The 18,522-nt window shown below is 64.8% G+C and carries 20 protein-coding genes; 9 read left to right on the top strand and 11 right to left on the bottom strand.

Annotation, left to right across the window (positions count from 1 at the left end; translation table 11 throughout):
• Positions 1–124 precede the first annotated feature (124 nt).
• A complete protein-coding gene (locus FAZ97_RS13370; RefSeq protein WP_028203433.1) occupies positions 125–811 on the top strand; it encodes an orotate phosphoribosyltransferase in 687 nt (228 codons plus the stop codon).
• 92 nt (positions 812–903) lie between these two features.
• On the opposite strand, the gene FAZ97_RS13375 is transcribed toward FAZ97_RS13370, so the two are convergent.
• Positions 904–1,611 (bottom strand): response regulator transcription factor, encoded by a 708-nt coding sequence (locus tag FAZ97_RS13375; protein ID WP_158758813.1) that lies wholly within the window; start codon positions 1,609–1,611, stop codon positions 904–906.
• A 336-nt stretch (positions 1,612–1,947) separates the two neighbouring features.
• Between FAZ97_RS13375 and FAZ97_RS13380 the strand changes: the two genes are divergently transcribed.
• From FAZ97_RS13380 to argC, 3 genes are all read left to right on the top strand, one after another.
• Positions 1,948–2,472 (top strand): YbhB/YbcL family Raf kinase inhibitor-like protein, encoded by a 525-nt coding sequence (locus FAZ97_RS13380; RefSeq protein WP_233271589.1) that lies wholly within the window; start codon positions 1,948–1,950, stop codon positions 2,470–2,472.
• Positions 2,473–2,626: 154 nt separating this feature from the next.
• Complete coding sequence (locus FAZ97_RS13385) at positions 2,627–3,208, top strand: flavodoxin family protein (protein WP_158758815.1); 582 nt, start codon at positions 2,627–2,629, stop codon at positions 3,206–3,208.
• A gap of 135 nt (positions 3,209–3,343) precedes the next feature.
• Positions 3,344–4,291: an N-acetyl-gamma-glutamyl-phosphate reductase gene (gene argC, locus FAZ97_RS13390; RefSeq protein WP_158758816.1), complete on the top strand. Its 948-nt coding sequence runs from the start codon at positions 3,344–3,346 to the stop codon at positions 4,289–4,291.
• A 251-nt stretch (positions 4,292–4,542) separates the two neighbouring features.
• Here argC and FAZ97_RS13395 read toward each other — a convergent pair whose 3' ends face one another.
• Together FAZ97_RS13395 and FAZ97_RS13400 are read right to left on the bottom strand one after the other, a co-directional pair.
• Positions 4,543–4,908: a response regulator gene (locus FAZ97_RS13395; RefSeq protein ID WP_158758817.1), complete on the bottom strand. Its 366-nt coding sequence runs from the start codon at positions 4,906–4,908 to the stop codon at positions 4,543–4,545.
• Between the two features lie 264 nt (positions 4,909–5,172).
• On the bottom strand, positions 5,173–6,045 hold the full coding sequence (locus tag FAZ97_RS13400; protein WP_158758818.1) for an NAD(P)-dependent oxidoreductase: 873 nt from the start codon (positions 6,043–6,045) through the stop codon (positions 5,173–5,175).
• A 140-nt stretch (positions 6,046–6,185) separates the two neighbouring features.
• On the opposite strand from FAZ97_RS13400, the gene FAZ97_RS13405 reads away from it, so the two are divergent.
• Together FAZ97_RS13405 and FAZ97_RS13410 are read left to right on the top strand one after the other, a co-directional pair.
• Positions 6,186–7,004, top strand: a complete 819-nt coding sequence (locus FAZ97_RS13405; RefSeq protein WP_158758819.1) for a Mut7-C RNAse domain-containing protein — start codon at positions 6,186–6,188, stop codon at positions 7,002–7,004.
• 117 nt (positions 7,005–7,121) lie between these two features.
• Positions 7,122–7,406, top strand: a complete 285-nt coding sequence (locus FAZ97_RS13410) for a hypothetical protein (RefSeq protein WP_158758820.1) — start codon at positions 7,122–7,124, stop codon at positions 7,404–7,406.
• 74 nt (positions 7,407–7,480) lie between these two features.
• On the opposite strand, the gene FAZ97_RS13415 is transcribed toward FAZ97_RS13410, so the two are convergent.
• Positions 7,481–7,702: a hypothetical protein gene (locus FAZ97_RS13415; protein WP_158758821.1), complete on the bottom strand. Its 222-nt coding sequence runs from the start codon at positions 7,700–7,702 to the stop codon at positions 7,481–7,483.
• Positions 7,703–8,155: 453 nt separating this feature from the next.
• Between FAZ97_RS13415 and FAZ97_RS13420 the strand changes: the two genes are divergently transcribed.
• The gene (locus tag FAZ97_RS13420; protein ID WP_407671812.1) at positions 8,156–9,079 is read left to right on the top strand and encodes a DMT family transporter; all 924 of its coding nucleotides are present in this window, start codon (positions 8,156–8,158) and stop codon (positions 9,077–9,079) included.
• A gap of 443 nt (positions 9,080–9,522) precedes the next feature.
• Here FAZ97_RS13420 and FAZ97_RS13425 read toward each other — a convergent pair whose 3' ends face one another.
• From FAZ97_RS13425 to FAZ97_RS13455, 7 genes are all read right to left on the bottom strand, one after another.
• Complete coding sequence (locus tag FAZ97_RS13425; RefSeq protein ID WP_158758823.1) at positions 9,523–10,023, bottom strand: CinA family protein; 501 nt, start codon at positions 10,021–10,023, stop codon at positions 9,523–9,525.
• A gap of 117 nt (positions 10,024–10,140) precedes the next feature.
• On the bottom strand, positions 10,141–10,908 hold the full coding sequence (locus tag FAZ97_RS13430; RefSeq protein ID WP_233271590.1) for an SIR2 family NAD-dependent protein deacylase: 768 nt from the start codon (positions 10,906–10,908) through the stop codon (positions 10,141–10,143).
• A gap of 269 nt (positions 10,909–11,177) precedes the next feature.
• A complete protein-coding gene (gene glmS / locus FAZ97_RS13435; protein WP_158758824.1) occupies positions 11,178–13,004 on the bottom strand; it encodes a glutamine--fructose-6-phosphate transaminase (isomerizing) in 1,827 nt (608 codons plus the stop codon).
• A gap of 80 nt (positions 13,005–13,084) precedes the next feature.
• A complete protein-coding gene (gene glmU, locus FAZ97_RS13440) occupies positions 13,085–14,446 on the bottom strand; it encodes a bifunctional UDP-N-acetylglucosamine diphosphorylase/glucosamine-1-phosphate N-acetyltransferase GlmU (protein ID WP_158758825.1) in 1,362 nt (453 codons plus the stop codon).
• Between the two features lie 202 nt (positions 14,447–14,648).
• Positions 14,649–15,620, bottom strand: a complete 972-nt coding sequence (gene ttcA / locus FAZ97_RS13445; protein ID WP_158758826.1) for a tRNA 2-thiocytidine(32) synthetase TtcA — start codon at positions 15,618–15,620, stop codon at positions 14,649–14,651.
• Positions 15,621–15,623: 3 nt separating this feature from the next.
• Positions 15,624–16,019, bottom strand: a complete 396-nt coding sequence (locus tag FAZ97_RS13450; protein WP_158758827.1) for a dihydroneopterin aldolase — start codon at positions 16,017–16,019, stop codon at positions 15,624–15,626.
• A 203-nt stretch (positions 16,020–16,222) separates the two neighbouring features.
• Entirely contained in the window at positions 16,223–17,041 is an 819-nt protein-coding gene (locus FAZ97_RS13455; RefSeq protein WP_158759166.1) for an SDR family oxidoreductase, read from the bottom strand.
• A gap of 19 nt (positions 17,042–17,060) precedes the next feature.
• On the opposite strand from FAZ97_RS13455, the gene FAZ97_RS13460 reads away from it, so the two are divergent.
• Together FAZ97_RS13460 and FAZ97_RS13465 are read left to right on the top strand one after the other, a co-directional pair.
• Positions 17,061–18,308: a class I SAM-dependent methyltransferase gene (locus FAZ97_RS13460; RefSeq protein WP_407671813.1), complete on the top strand. Its 1,248-nt coding sequence runs from the start codon at positions 17,061–17,063 to the stop codon at positions 18,306–18,308.
• A gap of 18 nt (positions 18,309–18,326) precedes the next feature.
• Positions 18,327–18,521, top strand: a complete 195-nt coding sequence (locus tag FAZ97_RS13465) for a DUF2905 domain-containing protein (RefSeq protein WP_158758829.1) — start codon at positions 18,327–18,329, stop codon at positions 18,519–18,521.
• The last annotated feature ends 1 nt before the right edge of the window (position 18,522 follow it).

The raw sequence follows: 18,522 nt of genomic DNA on the forward strand, positions 1-18,522 counted from the left end.
TCAGACGATCCACGCCTCCGGGCCGCGCACCGCAGGCGCAGAAGCCACGCTTCGAGCCCGCCGTGCCAGCGCCACAGGGCCATGCGCCCGCCCCCCTCCCGCACTCATATCCAAGGATTCGCCCATGACAGGCTACGATCGCCAGACGATCTCGGACGCAACCGCGAAAATGCTGCTCGAAGTGAAGGCCGTGCACTTCAATGCCGAAAAGCCCTTCATCTTCACCTCCGGCTGGGCGAGCCCGGTCTATATCGACTGCCGCAAGCTGATCTCGTATCCGCGCGTGCGCCGCGGCCTGATGGAAATGGCCGAAGCCACGATCCTGCGCGACGTCGGCTACGAGCAGATCGACGCCGTCGCCGGCGGTGAGACCGCGGGCATCCCGTTCGCGGCATGGCTGTCCGACCGCCTGATGGTGCCCATGCAGTACGTGCGCAAGAAGCCGAAGGGTTTCGGCCGCAACGCGCAAATCGAAGGTCTGCTCACCGAAGGCCAGCGCGTGCTGCTCGTCGAAGACCTGACCACCGACAGCCGCAGCAAGATCAACTTCATCAACGCGCTGCGCACGGCCGGCGCGCAGGTGAACCACTGCTTCGTGCTGTTCCACTACAACATCTTCAAGGAAAGCGTCTCGGTCCTGAAGGACATCGACGTCGATCTGCACGCACTCGCTACGTGGTGGGACGTGCTGCGCGTCGCCAAGGAATCGGGCTACTTCGAAACGAAGACGCTCGACGAAGTCGAGAAATTCCTGCACGCACCGGCCGAATGGTCGGCTGCGCACGGCGGCGCAACGTCGGCACCGCAATAAGCGCCCAAGCCGCACAAGCGCTTGGCAAAAGGCCATCTGCCTCCTGGCAGATGGCCTTTTTTTCTGGCCTGGGCTGAGCAACGGCAACGGGCTCAATGCGCCGCTTGTGCCTCACCGCCATCGTCCGGCACTTCGGGTGCATGGGAAGAGAGATTGAGCAGACCATTGCTCTGCGCATACTGGAAAAGTTCGGAGTCTCGATCGAGTCCGAGCTTGCGCATCGCAGTGTTCTTTTGAGTACTGATGGTCTTAATACTTCGATTCAACTTCTCGGATATTTCCTTAATCGTCATGCCCGAAACGAAGAGTCGCACGACTTCGAGTTCTCGCTTTGAGAGGATGACTTCATCGGTTTTCCCACCGCTATTGATGCGCAATTGATCGAGCGCAATCTTTACCTGCGGGCTCATATATTCGAGATTGCGACTCACATGCTGCACCGCGAGGCCGATGTGACTGAGATCGTCGGACTTGTGCACCACTGCGATCACGCCAAGCTCGCCCAGCCGTTTGAGCAGCGCCGCATTTTCGAGCATCGTCAGGACAACGATGGGAACATTCGGGAAGTTGCGCCGCAGGTAGCCGATGAGCGGCAAACCGTCGCCGTACTGGCCGCCCGGCATGGCAAGGTCAGTGACCAGCACGTCGCAGGGAACCGTTTGCAATGCCTTGACGAGTTCCGTGGACTGGCGAGCACGGCCCACGACCTGGATCCCTGGAAAATTGAGCAGTGCATGTTCCGCACCAAACAAGATCACCGGATGATCGTCGGCGACTACGACCCTGATTGGTTGCTGCATTACCCCTCCCTGTAGGCAAACCTGCTTCACTCTCCGGCGCGAGGCCATCCCATAATTCCCTTCTTGTTTCTGGCGCCCGACGACTTCACGCGCCTGAGCAGGAGAATATATGACTATAGCCGAATCCTCCCGCTCATTCTGTACGCACGCAGGCGAAAGCTCGCTCGTTTATACCGCTATATTGGATCAAATTCGGACTAGGGAACAAATCAAACCTTTCCTTCAGGACTACGTGGCCCGAATTTCACAAACATACAGGAGAACTCGCTGATGCGTACTCCCTATGACTTTGAGCCAGGTCGCGCACGCCGCTCAAGCGTATTCGCATGGCTTGCCATGGCGAGCATCGTAGCGACGGCCAACTTAGCCTACGCTGGCGAAAATTTCACCGTAGCGAGCGCCGATCTCAGTGACGGCGGAAAAGTCGGACCACGCCAGATTTTCAACGATGCAGGCTGCAAGGGGCCGAACCAATCGCCAAGCTTGACCTGGCGCAATGCTCCTGCAACTACGCGTAGTTTTGCCATTACGATCTTCGATCGCGACGCACCCGGGCGCGGCTGGTGGCACTGGGCCGTCGCGAATATTCCCGCAAACGTGAAGAGCCTGCCGGAGAACGCGAGCGCTTCGGGCGCGCTGCACAAGCTCGGCGCGATCGAGGCGCGCAACGACTTCAACGTCGACGGCTATGGGGGACCGTGTCCGCCGCCGGGCAATCCGCATCGCTACGTCATCACCGTGTACGCGCTGAACGTCGATACGCTCCCGCTCGCACAAGGCCGCCCCGCGGCGCTGTTCGATCGCGAGATCAGCGGCTCGACGCTTGGAAGCGCGCAAATCACTGTGACGTACGGCCGCTGACCGGGCGCGACACGCGCGCGACCCACGCGCGGGTCGCGCCCGATGCGCGATGCGACGGATGCCGCATCACGGAACTGTTTAAGATGATGCGTCCCGTTTCCGCGACCCGCGAGTTGCGGCGCGGCGCATCGTCCCCCCTCGAATGGAGTTGTCCATGTCCCGGATCGTCATTGCGTATCACAGCGGCTACGGCCATACGAAGAAACTCGCGGAAAACGTACTGGTGGGACTGCAGGGCGCAGGCGCCGAAGCAAGGATGATCGCCGTGAACGAAATCGACGATGCGGGCTGGGCGGCGCTCGACGCCGCCGACGCCATCGTGTTCGGCGCGCCGACCTACATGGGCGGACCGTCCGCCGACTTCAAGAAGTTCGCGGACGCGAGTTCGAAGGCGTGGTTCACGCAAAAGTGGAAGGACAAGATCGCCGCGGGCTTCACCAACTCGGCGACGATGAATGGCGACAAGTTTTCGACCATCCAGTATTTCGTCACGCTGGCGATGCAGCATGGCATGGTCTGGACCGGTACCGGCATGATGCCCGCGAACACGAAGGCCGCCACGCGCAACGACGTGAACTTCGTGGGCGGCTTCACCGGTCTGCTGGCGCAGTCGCCGGCCGACGCCTCGCCGGAAGAAGCGCCGCCCGCGGGCGACCTCGAAACGGCACGCGCCTTCGGCGTGCGCGTGGCCGCCGTCACCGACCGCTGGCTGGCCGGCAGCGCGGCGAGCGCCTGAGCCCTTCCTTACGGGTAAGCCCCGATTTTTTTCCGGGCGCCGTCACACGTGTGCCGGCATGACGTCTTAAAATACCGTTCCAGCGCCGCCCTGGGTGATGGCGCCCCGCAATCCCCCGCGTTCAGAGAGACTGAAATGAGCACGAAAGTTTTTGTCGACGGACAGGAAGGCACGACCGGCCTGAAGATTTTTGAATACCTGTCGCCGCGCACCGACGTCGAGATCCTGCGTATCGACGACGCGAAGCGCAAGGACGTCGAGGAACGCCGCCGTCTCATCAACGCTTCGGACGTGACGTTCCTGTGCCTGCCCGACGTCGCCTCGCGCGAGTCGGCGTCACTCGTCGAAAACGACCGCACCGTCCTCATCGACGCCAGCACGGCGTTTCGCACCCAGGCCGACTGGGCGTACGGCCTGCCCGAGCTGACGCACGCCCAGCGCGACAAGGTGCGCAATTCGAAGCGCATCGCAGTGCCCGGCTGCCACGCTTCGGCGTTCATCCTCGCCATGCGCCCGCTCGTCGAAGCCGGCCTCGTCGCGCCGGATTTCGCCGCGCACAGCTACTCGCTCACGGGCTACAGCGGCGGCGGCAAGAAAATGATTGCGGAGTACGAAGCAGGCGGCAACGCGAAGCTCGCAAGCCCGCGCCCCTATGCGCTCGGCCTCACGCACAAGCATCTGCCGGAAATGGCGGTGCACGGCGGCCTGAAGTCGGCGCCGGTGTTCACGCCGATCGTCGGGCCGTTCTACAAGGGCCTCGCGGTCACGACCTATTTTTCGCCGAAGCAACTCACGCGCGGCGCAAAGCCGCAGGACGTGCAGGCGCTCTTCGCCGAGTACTACGCGGGCGAGCAATTCGTGCGTGTGGCGCCCTTCAACGCCGATGAAAACCTCGACGGCGGCATGTTCGACGTTCAGGCGAATAACGACACGAACCGCGTGGACCTGTTCGTGTTCGGCAACGACGAGCAGTTCGTCACCGTTGCACGCCTCGACAACCTCGGCAAGGGCGCATCGGGCGCAGCGATCCAGTGCATGAATCTCGCGATTGGCGCGACCGAGAATACCGGCCTGCATGCCTGAAGCACGCGCGGTTTCCAGCGCAAACAAAAAACCGGCTCGCTGAGCCGGTTTTTTTATGTCCGCGTTTTACGTCCGGTCATTTGCGCCGATGCAAAACCTGCAGACGAAAAAAAGCCCGCCAATGTTTGGCGGGCTGAATCCATATCAGAGGAGACATGGAGGAGACAAGAAGAAGTATATCGACTAGCGTGATGCAATGCAACATGTAAAGTAGTGCGCACCCTGAATGTTGCGCCACAACAACACGTCCGTCATTGTCCTGTCATGGACAGGATGAACATCAACTGATCGAGCCCCACAGGCCGCACAAGGTGCACGTCGAAGCCTGCCGCGAGCGCCTCGTCGCGGTGGCGCGACTCGCCCCACCCGGCGAGCGCGATCAGGAGCGGAGCGCGCTCGCCGCCCGCCGCGCGTAGTTGCCGCACGATCGCAGCGGGCTCGTCCTGCGCGAGAGACAGCGCCACGATCGCCACGTGGGGCGCGCCGCGCGCGGCGAGATCGAGCGCCTCGTCGAGCGTGCGGGCCACAGTGACGACGTAGCCAAGATCGGTCAGCAGGGTGTTAAGCCCGTCTAGCGACTTTTCGTCGTTGTCGGCGATCAGGATGCGCGTCTCCATCCGCCGTTCTCCTACCCTGAAATGGGTCTCGCAGCCGGATCTCCGCTCGATCCGGTGCGCGCCCTGTCGTCGTCATCGGTTCCCCGCCCCACTCCGCGGCCGGCGCCAGCAACCCGGCCGCCGTCCGTCGAGATGCGCCACATTGTGCTCAGCCACCCGCTGGGGCTTTGTGCGTCAGCGAGCGGTTGTCTGAAGATTTTGATCGCAAAACACCCATGAACGTTCGCGGGGCCTCATTGCGCCCCTTCATTTCACGCAGACTCGTCAGCCGCGGCCCGCGCGCCGCGCAGCCACCTTGCCGAGCACGGCGAAATCGCGCTCGCCGTCGCCGTGCGCCACAGCTTCGAGCAGGCTGTCGCGCAGCACGCTCGCAAGCGGCATCGGCGTTGCGGCGGCGTCGGCGGCGGCCAGTGCGAGCCGCACATCCTTCAGGCCAAGGCGCGCCTTGAAGAGCGCGGGCTCGTAGCGACGTTGCGCAATCATGCCGCCATAGCCCGCATACACCGGGCCCGGGAACGGGCCGCCTGTCACGACGTCCAGGAAGTCGCGCATCGCGACGCCGTAGCCGTCGAGCAGCGCCGCCGCCTCGCCGAGCGACTCGACGGCCGAAGCCAGCATGAAATTCGCGGCGAGCTTCATCACGTTCGCCTGCTGCGGCACGGCGCCCACGCGCCACGTCTTCTGGCCGATCACGTCGAAGAGCGGCTGCACGCGGTCGATCGCCTCGGCCGCCCCTGCCGCCATGATCGTGAGTTTCGCCGCCTGCGCGGCGTCCGGGCGCCCGAGCACCGGCGCCGCCACGTAGTGCAAGCCGCGCCCGGCGTGCGCATGCGCCAGCGTTTCGGCCAGTTCGACGGAAATGGTCGCCATGTTCACGTGCACGAGGCCTGGCTGTGCGTGATCGAGCAGCTTCGCGTCGATGACCTCGCGCAGCGCGGCGTCGTCGGCAAGCATCGAGAGCACGGCGTCGCCCGCGAACGCTTCGCCCGGTGTGCCGACGATGCGCGCGCCCGCCGCGGCAAGCGCCTGCGCCTTCGCAGCCGTGCGGTTCCATACGCGCACCGTGTGGCCCGCCTTCAGCAGATTGCCGACCATCGCGCCGCCCATTTCACCAAGACCGATAAATCCGATGTCCATCGCCTGCTCCTTTCCATGAAAAACGAGGGGAAACCCGAGGAAAGATGCAGTACAGCACAAGGCGGCCCGCGCTGCAGGCGGCCTCTCAAGCCGCGCGAACGCACGCACGCGCTCCGGCAGGCGGTGCGATACTGCTTTGCATGGTCACCGCCACCTTTCGCTTTTACGAGGAGCTGAACGACTTTCTTGCGCGGCCGCTGCGCCGGCGTGCGTTCAGTTGCGCCTGCGCGCGCAACGCCACGGCGAAACACATGATCGAAGCGCTCGGCGTGCCGCATACGGAAGTCGAACTCATCCTCGTGAACGGCGAGTCAGTGGGTTTCGATCACCCACTCGCGGACGGCGACCGCGTGGCCGTCTACCCGAAATTCGAAGCGCTCGACATCCGGCCGCTCTTGCGCGTGCGCGACGCGCCGCTGCGCGAGTTGCGCTTTGTCGCCGACGCGCATCTTGGCGGCCTCGCGCAACTGCTGCGGCTGGCCGGTTTCGATACGCTTTACGACAACCACTTCCCCGACGAAGAGATCGAGGCGCTCGCCGCCGCCGAGCATCGCATCGTGCTCACGCGCGACCGCGAGTTGCTCAAGCGGCGCAGCATCACGCACGGCTGTTACGTACGCGCGCTCAAGCCGCGCGCCCAGGTCCACGAGATTTTCGAGCGGCTCGACCTCGCCGCGAGCGCACGGCCGTTCCGGCTCTGCCTGATGTGCAATGCGCCGCTGCGGCCCATCGAGCGCGCCGCGGTCCGTGAGCGCGTGCCCGCGGGCGTGTACGACCGGCAGACGCGCTTCGTGACCTGCGACGTTTGCCAGCGGGTGTTCTGGGAAGGCTCGCACTGGCAGCGCATGCGCTCGCTGATCGACGGCCTCACGTGCCCCGCGGACGAAGCGCACGCGGCACACGACCGGCGCACCGGGCACAACGGCCATGAAGGTCCAGATCACAACGGCGGCGCGTAGTGGTATTCACGGGTACTCGACGCGGCTAAAGGGCGCTCAAGAAGCACCAGGCCGCGATGGACGCACGCAGGCGTTTGCGTACAATGCGCGCCACCGCCCAACACCGGAGCACGACATATGGCCATGAAGAAAACCGACCTTGAAAAGAACAAGGCGCTGAAACTGATGCAAGCAACGAACAAGAGCGGGCCCGACCGCTTCGGCAAGGCTTCGGCGCAGCCGGCACTGGACCGCCGCGAACAGCGCAAGCTGGATCAAGCGCAAGGGCTCGTGCCGTTCGCGTGCAAGCTCAACGCCGATCTCGTCGAGAAGCTGAAGGCTCGCGCCGAGGGCCACCCGGGCGGCGTGAACGGCCTGCTCGCCGAATTGCTGGAAGCCGGGCTCGCACGCGAAGCGTCCTGAACGCCTACCCGCGGGGAGCGCGCAAAAAAAAAGCCAGAGCATCTGCTCTGGCTTTTTTATGGCGGAAGGGCGCTTTAGTTAGCCTGGCCCTTGTCTGCCGTACCAGCAGCCGATGCGCCTTCCGACACAGCGGCGCGCTTGCCGTGGTGCTTCAGTTGCTTGTGCTGCTTCTTGGCCTTGGCCGGTGCGCTTGCTGCCGGTGCGGTTGCAGCCGGAGCCGAAGCGTCTTGTGCGAATGCCTGAGCCGTAACCAGTGCGAACGATGCTGCGATGAGCGAGGCGAGAATCTTTTTCATCTGTTGTTCCCCAAACCTGACAAATAATGACCGGCACGTTGTGAATTAGAACAGCTGGAAACCGCGAAACGATCCGCTTGCCGATCTGGGCGGGCGTTTCGCGCGAAGCAGTATTACGCAGCGTAGGGCGTTTGTCATCCGCTAATGGCCGGGTGTATTTTCCGGGAGACAATTCCCTTTCAATTCGGATACGATCGCCATTTACGCGTGCGTTTTCCGGAAGTTCGTTGTCTTTTCACGTAATACGCTGAATCGGCCTGACCCAAATGAATCCGGGTCAGATTACCGCCCGGTTCAGATGCAATCGCGAGAAAAAGGGCAATCCGCCCCTTGCGCAACAGGACACCGCGCCACGCGCGCCAATCGTCGAAAACGCTGTCGCGCCCGTTCCCCGCGAAAAGAGATCTCCGCTTGCAATCCGCTACCCGCCGCCACCTGCGCGCCAATCTGCTGATGCTGACCGCCGCCCTCATCTGGGGCTCGGCGTTCGTCGCCCAACGGCTGAGCCTCGACGCCATCGGCCCGTTCCTGTTCACCGGCCTGCGCTTTCTGCTGGGTGCCGGCGTCGTCTCCTGCTTCCTGCTGGCCCGCAGCCATGCCGGCGGGGGCCGGGCTGCGGGCGGCGGCAGCCCGGCGGCCCCGGCGCTCTTCAACGGCGCGCTGCTGCGCTCGGGCACCGTGCTCGGCCTGGTGCTCGCCGTCGCTATCTCGCTTCAGCAGATCGGGCTCGGCTACACGAAAATCGCCAACGCCGGCTTCATCAGCTCGCTCTATGTCGTGATCGTCCCGATGCTCGGCGTGCTGCTGCGACATCACACAGGAATCGGCACTTGGGTCGGCGCCGCGCTCGCTGCGGTTGGACTCTACTTCCTTAGCATCAACGAGCACTTTTCGGTGATGTACGGCGACTGGTTCCAGCTCGGCTGCGCGCTCGTCATCTCGGTCCAGGTCATGCTCGTGGGCCACTACGCGCCGCGCCACGACCCACTCGCGCTCTCGATCGTCCAGTTCGTCGCCTGCGGTGTGGCGTGCCTCGCAATCGGGCTCGCGTGCGAACCGCTGCGCGCGGCCGACATCGTGCGCGCCGCGCCCACCATTCTCTATGGCGGCGCGCTCTCGGTCGGCGTCGGTTACACGTTGCAGGTCGTCGCGCAGCGCGACGCCGCGCCCGCGCATGCCGCCGTGATCTTCAGCATGGAAGGCGTGTTCGCCGCGCTCGCGGGTTGGGCCGCACTCGGCGAAACGCTCACGCCGCGCGCACTCGCCGGCTGCGCGCTCATGCTTGCCGGCTTGCTCGCCTGCCAACTGCTGCCGGCCTGGCAAGCGCGCCAGCGCGCCCGGCAGCGTGCAACCGCGGAGCCGGTCGAAACAGCGTAACGCGCGCCAGGTTTTATCGACGTTGATACCGCACTCTGCAGTTCTTTTTGACGAATGGCGTCGCTAATAAGCGGCGCCATTTTTTTCGTGTGGATAACGTGTGATTGCGCCGTGCCGTGCCAGGTTATCCACGCCCACCTCTGGACAACCTGGGGACGACCTGGCGAACGACCTGTGGACCAGTTCTTGATAACCACGCGCCTGGCGATGCGGTGTGAAAAGTTATCCCAGGAGCTCGCAACGCGTACAAGCTTTGTCCGCATGGCTATCCGTTTTGCATCGGTATGAGCCGTCAGGTAATTTTCCTGTTGTCCACAGTTAATGCCAGGACTTGTTAACTGCTACTACTTATAAATATAAATACTGAAAAGACTATGGGGAAACACGCGACGCTCGCTGCGCTCGCGTGCTGCGCATTCGCGCAAAGTCATTGCGCTTCGCGTTTATTCGCACGCGAGAACACCATCGACGAATCGCGGCAAGCCGAGCAAGGCGCGCCGCGCGATCGATTTGCGGATCTCGCCGCGTCTGCCGGAAAGACACACCGCCTCGCCCGCACTATGCACGCGGCCGCCTTCGATGCACGCCCACGCGAGGCAATGCGTGACGGCCGCACCTGGCGCGTGGTCTTCGTTGGCGAGCCAGCCAATGCTCGCCAACGCAACGCTCGCGCGTCCTGCGCTGCGCGCAAGCGCGCCTTCGGCGGCTTCACGCGCAACCGCTTCGCTAACAGGCCCGTGACGCGCGATCGTCTGCGTACTCACGCCGGGCAGCACCGCAAGCGCCGCCGCCGAATGCGCCACATAACCGAGATCGAGACAACCTGGCGCCCCGCGCTGGTCGGCCATCATTGCGCCGATCGCACCCGCCGTGCAGGTCTCGACGCTCACGAGCACGAGCGAGCGCGACATCAGGTAGCCGGCGATCTGTTTCGCTATGTTCATGACAGCAAGCAATCAAAAGGAAACGGCGAGTGTCGCACGCATGCGCGCATGAAAAAGGGCGTGCCTCCCGAGGAGGCACGCCCTTGCAGCATGCATCGCGTGATTACACCGTGGACGTCAGTCGCCCGCCATCATCCGCTCGACAGTCGGTTCGAGATCGAGCAAACCGACGGTCGCCGGCTTGGCCTCGACAACGCCGAAGCATTCCGTGCGGCGCGGCGCGGGATCGACGAGGAAATTGCGCGCGTAAAGCCCGCAGCGCTCCGGTGGCAAAAGCCGCTCGGGCGGAATCACCTCGAACGCCGTCCCTATCGCGATGAAGAGATCGTCAGGCGTCATGTCGCGCTGAATGCGCCAGAGCGTCTCGTACTCGGGCGCGGCCTCGTTGAAGAACACCACACCCGGTTTCACGCCCTCCACCTGCCCGCACGACGGACAGGCGGCTTGCGGATCGAGCGCCCGGCCGGAGGCCGGGAAGCGATAGTCGCAGTCGGTGCACAGAAGCGAAATCATGTCGCCGTGCAGATGCGTGACCTGGCGCGCGCCGGCCTGCTCGAGCATGTCGTCGATGTTCTGCGTGACGAGATGCACGCGCTCGGTGCCCCAGGCGCCCTGCCACTTCGCGAGCAGCTCGTGGGCGGCGTTCGGGCGCGCGTCGCCGCATTCGGCGATGCGCTGATTGTAGAAACGGAAAACCGCGGGCCGGTTGCGGCGCCACGTGAGGTAGTTGCAGACCTCGTCGATGCTCGCGTGGGACCAGATGCCGTCGCCGGTTCGGAACGTCGAAATGCCGCTCTCGGCCGAGAGGCCCGCTCCGGAAAACACGAACAGGCGGGGTAGTCTGCCGGACTGCCCAGGGTGCCGGGATTGCGCCACGTTTGCCACTTTCGCCTCCTTGATCGAACGGCGACATTATGACCTTACAGCGGCGTTTCGGCTGAGGGGCGCAATGGCGAACGCGCTCGCGGTCCCAACGCGCGCACCAGGCGGCCTCAGAGGCTCTGCAGCGCATGCGGGCACGTAGCGCCACTCTGCGGACCGCGCCAGCCGCCTGAGCGGCCTCTCAACGCCTCCTGCGGTGATCGAACCAATAAAAAAGGGATGCCGTAGTGGCATCCCCTCTTTCAACCGGCACGTTCAGCGCGCGAAAAACCTCACTCCACCGTCACCGACTTCGCGAGATTACGCGGCTTGTCCACATCGGTGCCGCGCACGCACGCCGTGTGATACGCGAGCAGTTGCAGTGGCACGACGTGCAGGATCGGCGAAAGCAGCCCGTAGTGCTCCGGCATGCGAATCACGTGGATGCCGTCTTCGCTCGTGATGTGCGTATCGGCATCGGCGAACACGTAAAGCTGGCCGCCGCGCGCGCGCACTTCCTGCATGTTCGACTTGAGCTTTTCGAGCAGCGCGTCGTTGGGCGCCACCGTCACCACGGGCATCGCCTCCGTCACGAGCGCAAGCGGTCCGTGCTTGAGTTCGCCCGCCGGATACGCCTCGGCGTGGATGTACGAGATTTCCTTGAGCTTGAGCGCGCCTTCGAGCGCGATCGGGTAATGCAGCCCGCGCCCGAGGAAGAGCGCGTTTTCCTTGCGTGCGAACTCTTCCGACCACGCGATGATCTGCGGCTCCAGCGCGAGCACGCCGTTGAGCGCGGCCGGCAGGTGGCGCAGCAGTTTCAGATACGTGGCTTCCTGCTCTGCATTCACATGACCGCGCAGCTTGCCGAGCGTGACAGCGAGAATGAAAAGGCCAACGAGCTGCGTGGTGAACGCCTTCGTCGACGCCACGCCAATCTCGCGCCCCGCGTGCGTGAGGAACTTGAACTCGGTCAGGCGCACCATCGCGCTCGTCGCCACGTTGCACACCGCGAGCGTGTGCTCCATGCCGAGCGACTGCGCGTGCTTGAGCGCAGCCAGCGTGTCGGCGGTCTCGCCCGACTGCGAGATCGTCACGACGAGCGCGCGCGGATTCGGCACCGACTCGCGATAGCGGTACTCGCTCGCGATCTCGACATCGGTGCGGATCTTCGCCACCGACTCGAGCCAGTACTTCGCCGTGAGGCCCGCGTAATAGCTCGTGCCGCACGCGAGAATCAGAATGCTGTCGATGCCCTTGAACACCTCTGGCGCGTTGTCGCCGAACAACTCGGGCGTGAACGCGTCGGTGGCGGGAATCGTGTCCGAGATCGCGCGCGGCTGCTCGAAGATTTCCTTCTGCATGTAGTGGCGATACGGGCCGAGATCGACCGCGCCGCCGTATGCGCCGTAGGCCTGCACGTCGCGCACTTCCCGCGTCACGATGTTGCCCGCGCGGTCGGCAATGCGCACGCCTTCCAGCGTGATCTCGCACACATCGCCCTCTTCCAGATAGCTGATGTGCTCGGCGCTGCCCGCAATGGCGAGGCCGTCCGAGGCGATGAAATTCTCGCCTTTGCCGTAGCCCACCACGAGCGGCGAACCGGCGCGCGCGCCGACCACCGTATGCGGCTGGTTCTTGTGCACGACGCCGATCGCATACGCGCCCGCGAGCTGCTGCACGGCCGCGCGCACGGCGGCGAACAGGTCGCCTTGATACAGGCTGTGGATCAGGTGGGCGATGACTTCGGTGTCGGTCTGCGAAACGAACTCGTAGCCCTTCGCGCGCAGCATCTCGCGCAGCGACTCGTAGTTCTCGATGATGCCGTTGTGCACGATCGCGAGCGTGTCGCGAGAGAAGATCGGGTGCGCGTTGTTCACCGTGGGCGCGCCGTGCGTGGCCCAGCGCGTATGCGCGATGCCGGTCACGCCTTCGAAGTGAGCCTCGCGAACCTGCTCGTCGAGCTCGGCCACGCGAGCGACGCTGCGCACGCGCTGCGGGCCGTCGGCGGTCACGACGGCGACGCCGCACGAATCGTAGCCGCGATATTCGAGGCGCCGCAGTCCTTCGATCAGGACGGGAACGATGTTACGAAGCGCTACCGCGCCGACGATGCCGCACATGGATTCGATCCTTTGCAATGAGAGGCGTGGGCGCCGTGCGTGTTTTCACTTTCACGCGAGCGGCGCCGGGTTTCAACCGTTCAGTTCTTTTTCTTGACCGGACGAACGTAGCCGGTTTTCGCAATCTGCGTTTTCTCGTTGAGCACGAGCGTCGCTTCGGGCACGTCCTTCCACACCGTCGTGCCCGCCGCGATGGTCACGCCACGGCCCACGCGCACGGGCGCGACGAGTTGCGTATCCGAACCCACGAACACGTTGTCCTCGATGATCGTGCGGTGCTTGTTTGCGCCGTCGTAGTTGCAGGTGATGGTGCCCGCGCCGATGTTCACACCCGCACCCACGTCGGCGTCGCCTACGTAGCTCAGGTGATTCGCCTTCGAGCCCACGCCGATGTTCGCGTTCTTCACTTCGACGAAGTTGCCTACGTGCACGTCGTCGGCGAGCTTCGCGCCGGGGCGCAGCCGCGCATAGGGACCTAGCACCGCGTTCGCGCCGACCGCTGCGTTCTCGATATGGGTGTAGGCGTCCACACGCGTACCCGCGCCGATCGACGCGCTGCGAATCACGCAATTCGGGCCGACGCTCACGTTGTCCGCCAGCGTCACGTCGCCTTCGAATACGCAGTTCACGTCGATGAACACGTCGCGCCCGCACGTGAGCGAGCCGCGCACGTCGATGCGCGCCGGGTCCGCGAGCGTGACGCCCGCCACGAGCAACGCCTCGGCCACCGTGCGCTGATGCACGCGCTCGAGTTCGGCAAGCTGCTGCTTGCTGTTCACGCCGAGCGTTTCCCATTCGTCGTCGGGCTGCGCGGTCACGGCCGGATGACCGGCGGCGATCGCGGCTTCCACGACATCGGTGAGGTAATACTCGCCCTGCGCGTTGTCGTTCTTGAGCGCCGCAAGCCAGCCCGCGAGCGGCGCGGTAGGCGTCACGACGATACCGGTGTTGATCTCGGCGATCTTGCGCTGCGCTTCGTTCGCGTCCTTCTGCTCGACGATGCGCTCGACCTGGCCCGCCGCGTCGCGCACGATGCGGCCGTAACCGGTCGGGTCGTCGAGCGTGACGGTGAGGATGCCGTAACCGTTCGGCCCGGCGGTTTCCACAAGACGCTTGAGCGTGGAAGCGCGCGTGAGCGGCACGTCGCCGTAGAGCACGAGCGTGGGCACGTTCGCGTCGAGCAGCGGCAGCGCCTGCGCGAGCGCGTGGCCCGTGCCGAGCTGCTGCGCCTGCAGCGCGAACTGGACGTCGGGCGCGCCAACGGCTTCGCGCACGGCTTCGCCGCCATGGCCAACCACGACGACGAGCCGTGTGGGCGAAAGCGTGCGGGCAGTATCGATAACGTGCGAGAGGAGCGGCTTGCCGGCGAGCGGATGAAGCACTTTCGGCAGCGCGGAGTGCATGCGTTTGCCCATGCCTGCCGCGAGGATCACGATGTTCATTGCATCAGTGACTGGATGAGGAATGAAGCGGCCGATTTTAGCATGCGGGATATCCCCGACACGCCGGCCAGGCGGGCTCTCGTGCCCCGATAAACATTGTTTTACAACTGCTTTTCAGAATATCGGCCTGAAATGAAAAACGCTCCGATGCGGGGTCGGAGCGTTTAAGACAAAACCACAGGGCCGGCTCTAACCGCGCGGCTTAAAGATCGTCGAACGGCGTGAACTTGATCGCCGTACCTTCCGCGGGCGCTGGGTCGGTCGAACAAGGCTCCTCGTCGAACGCGATATCGCCGGCCGGATCGGCCACGCCTGTCGCGCGCAGGTCCGCGAAGTTGAACAGGTTCGCGTCCATGAGGTGCGAGGGCACGACGTTGCCGAGCGCGTTGAACATGTTCTCCACGCGGCCCGGGAAGCGCTTGTCCCACTCGCGGATCAGCGCCTTCATCTCCGCGCGCTTCAGGTTCGGCTGGCTGCCGCACAGGTTGCACGGAATGATCGGGAATTCGCGCAGCACCGCGTACTTCTCGAGATCGGTTTCCTTCACGTAGGCGAGCGGGCGGATCACGACGTTCTTGCCGTCGTCCGACTGCAGCTTGGGCGGCATGCCCTTCAGCTTGCCGCCGTAGAACAGGTTCAGCAGCAGCGTTTGAAGAATGTCGTCGCGATGATGGCCGAGCGCGATCTTGGTCGCGCCCAGTTCGCCCGCCACGCGGTACAGGATGCCCCGGCGCAGGCGCGAGCACAGCGAGCACGTAGTCTTACCCTCGGGCACGAGGCGCTTGACGATGCTGTACGTGTCCTGGTTCTCGATGTGGTACGGCACGCCCACCTTGTCGAGATATTCAGGCAGCACGTGCTCCGGAAAGCCCGGCTGCTTCTGGTCGAGGTTCACCGCGACGATGTCGAAGTCGATCGGCGCGCGCTCGCGCAGGCGCAGCAGCACGTCGAGCATCGCGTAGCTGTCCTTGCCGCCCGACAGGCACACCATGACCTTGTCGCCGTTCTCGATCATGTTGTAGTCGCCGATCGCCTGGCCGACCTGACGGACGATGCGCTTGAACAGCTTGTTGTTCTCGTAGGCTTCTTTCTGCTCGCGGCGCGTGAGCGCCTGGCGGCCCGTCTCTTCGGTCGCGGCGTCCTCGCCGACGGGGAGCGTTTCGGGGGCGTTCATGAATCAGTCCTCTTTGATGCGAAAGACCTCGACGCCCACCGCGTCGCAGTCCGGATAAATGTCGGGCTTCTCGGTCGAGACGCGCACGGCGCGCACGAGTTCGTGCGAGAGGAGCGCCGCGGCGAGGTCGTCGCACAACGTCTCCTGCAGATGGATATGGCCTTTGCCCACGCGTTCAGCGACCGTCGAGCGCATGAAGTCGTAGTCGACGACTTCGCGCAGCTTGTCCTCGTGCGGCGTGGTCGAAGCGAGCGGCACGAACAGATCGACATTGATGACGACGCGTTGTTCGCCGCGCTTCTCGAAGTCGTGCACGCCGATGTTGATGTGCACTTCGTAGTCGCGCAGGAAAAGCCGGCGGCAATCGGCGAGCCGGGGGTGAAGCAAAACGGTGGACATGTGGGTTCCAGTCGATAAAAGCGTGCGTTCTCTCGCACGTATGCCGGCGCGGCGCGCCCGGCGGGTCGTTCAGCCGGTCTGCAAAACCGCTCGTGCGCGGCGGTTTGCGTTCCTTTGTCTTCGTCAGCATCGCTGGCTCGCAGTCCTGCGCGCAGCGGGCTATGCATTTAGTTGCAAATTTTGATGCAACCAACGTTTGGGCTTTAGTTGCCCGTCAAAAACATCACGTCGCGCGGCAGCGGCACGAGGTGCTGGCCGCCGTCCACGACGAGCGTCGTGCCGGTCACGCCCGAAGCCCGCGCGAGATACAGCGCGGCTTCCACGAGATCCGCCGGCCGCGACGCGCGCTTGAGCGGCGTGACCTGGTGCGCGGCGGCGAAGCTCTCCGGCGTCTGGTCGCCCGACTGCAGCGTGAGGCCGGGTGCGAGCCCCACCACGCGCACCTTCGGCGCGAGCGCCTGAGCGAGCGCGACGGTGGCGTTCTGCAGCGCGGCCTTCGTCAGCGTGTACGACAGATAGTCGGGATTCATGTTGTACAGCTTCTGGTCGAGCACGTTGATCACACACGTGCGCAGCGTCTCGTCGTCCACCGCTGCCTCGGGCGTTGCCTCGTACAGCATGCGCGCGAGCACGAGCGGCGCGCCCACGTTGATCGCCATGAGCTGCAGCAGCTTCGTGTAGCCCACGTCCCGCGCGGTGTCCTCGTCGAAGCGCGACGCGTTGTTGAGCACGCACACAGGACGGCCGAGCGCCGCGGCGCAGTCCGGCACGAGCCGCGCCACCTGGGCTTCGTCGCCGAGGTCGGCGTGCAGCGCCACGGCCCTGCGGCCCAGCGCCGCGATTCGCGCGACCACTTCGTCGGCGGCCTCGCGCGACTCGCCGTAGTGCACCGCGACGTCCCAGCCGCGCGCCGCAAAGCCGAGCGACAGCTCGCGGCCAATGCGGCGTGCGCCGCCCGTCACCAGCACGACGGGCGCCTGGGCGTTGGAATCGGGGTGCGATCCTTCGCCGGATGCGCTCATGGCGGCGTCAGCCGGGCGGATGCCGGGAGTTGCGCTCATTTACAATGCGGGGATGAATCCGAAAGCTCACGAACCCGATAGTTTACCTGTTCCCGAGCCGATCGCGCTCGCGCAGTCCGAGGCGCTCGCGGCCACACTGCGTGCCGAGATCGCGGCGGCGGGCGGGTGGCTCCCGTTCGACCGCTACATGGAGCGCGTGCTCTACGCGCCGGGGCTCGGCTACTACAGCGGCGGAGCGCGCAAGTTCGGCCTCTTCGCCGACGACGGCAGCGACTTCGTGACCGCCCCCGAACTATCGCCGCTCTTTGCAGCGACGCTCGCGCGCGCCGTGGGCGAAGCGCTCGCCGCCAGCGGCACGCACCGCTTGATGGAATTCGGCGCGGGCACCGGGCGTCTCGCAGCAGGCGTGATGCTCGCACTGGAAGCGGCCGGTGTGCGATTCGACTCCTACGCAATCGTCGACCTGTCGGGCGAATTGCGCGAGCGCCAGCGCGAGACTATTGCGCAGCTCGCACCCGCGCTCCTCGATCGCGTGACGTGGCTCGACGCGCTGCCCGAGCAGTTCGAAGGCGTCGTGATCGGCAACGAGGTGCTCGACGCCATGCCGGTCCGCCTGTTCGCGCGCAAGGACGCCGTGTGGCACGAGCGCGGCGTGAGCGTGAACGCAGAAGGCGCCCTCGCCTTCGCCGATCAGCCCGCGAACTCGGGACGCGACGCCAGCTGGGCAAACGGCGGCCCCGAGAGCGCGCTCGCGGGCGTGGAAGGCAGCGAAGACTACGTGAGCGAAACGCACGAAGCCGCGCTCGCGTTCACGCGCACGGTCTGCGCGATGCTCAAGCGTGGCGCGGCGTTCTTCATCGACTATGGATTTCCGCGCCACGAGTACTACCACGCGCAGCGCGTGCAAGGCACGCTGATGTGCCACTACCGGCACCGTGCGCATGGCGACCCGTTCCTCTATCCCGGCTTGCAGGACATCACCGCGCACGTGGAATTCTCGGGCATTGCCGAAGCGGGCGTCGAAGCGGGCGCGGACCTGCTTGGCTACACCACGCAGGCGCGTTTTCTGATGAACGCAGGCATTACCGACGTGCTCGGCGAAATCGATCCGCGCGACCCGCAGCGCTTCCTGCCCGCCGCGAACGCGGTGCAGAAACTCGTTTCCGAAGCGGAGATGGGCGAGCTATTCAAGGTGATCGCGTTCTCGCGCGGCATCGACGAGACCATCGCGGCGTTCGCGCGCGGCGACCGCAGCCACACGCTCTGACGCTCACGCCACGCGACCATGATCCGCTGGTTCCTCACCACCTTCATCGCGGTCGCGATTCTCTCCAGCGCGCAGCCGTGGCTCAGGAAGCTCGGCATCGGGCGGCTGCCCGGCGACATCACGCTGCGCATTTTCGGCCGCGAGTATCCGCTGCCGTTCATGTCGACGCTCGTGCTTTCGATGGCGCTATCGTTTCTCGTGCGCGTGCTCTAAG

Source organism: Paraburkholderia acidiphila (assembly GCF_009789655.1).
Lineage (GTDB): Bacteria > Pseudomonadota > Gammaproteobacteria > Burkholderiales > Burkholderiaceae > Paraburkholderia > Paraburkholderia acidiphila.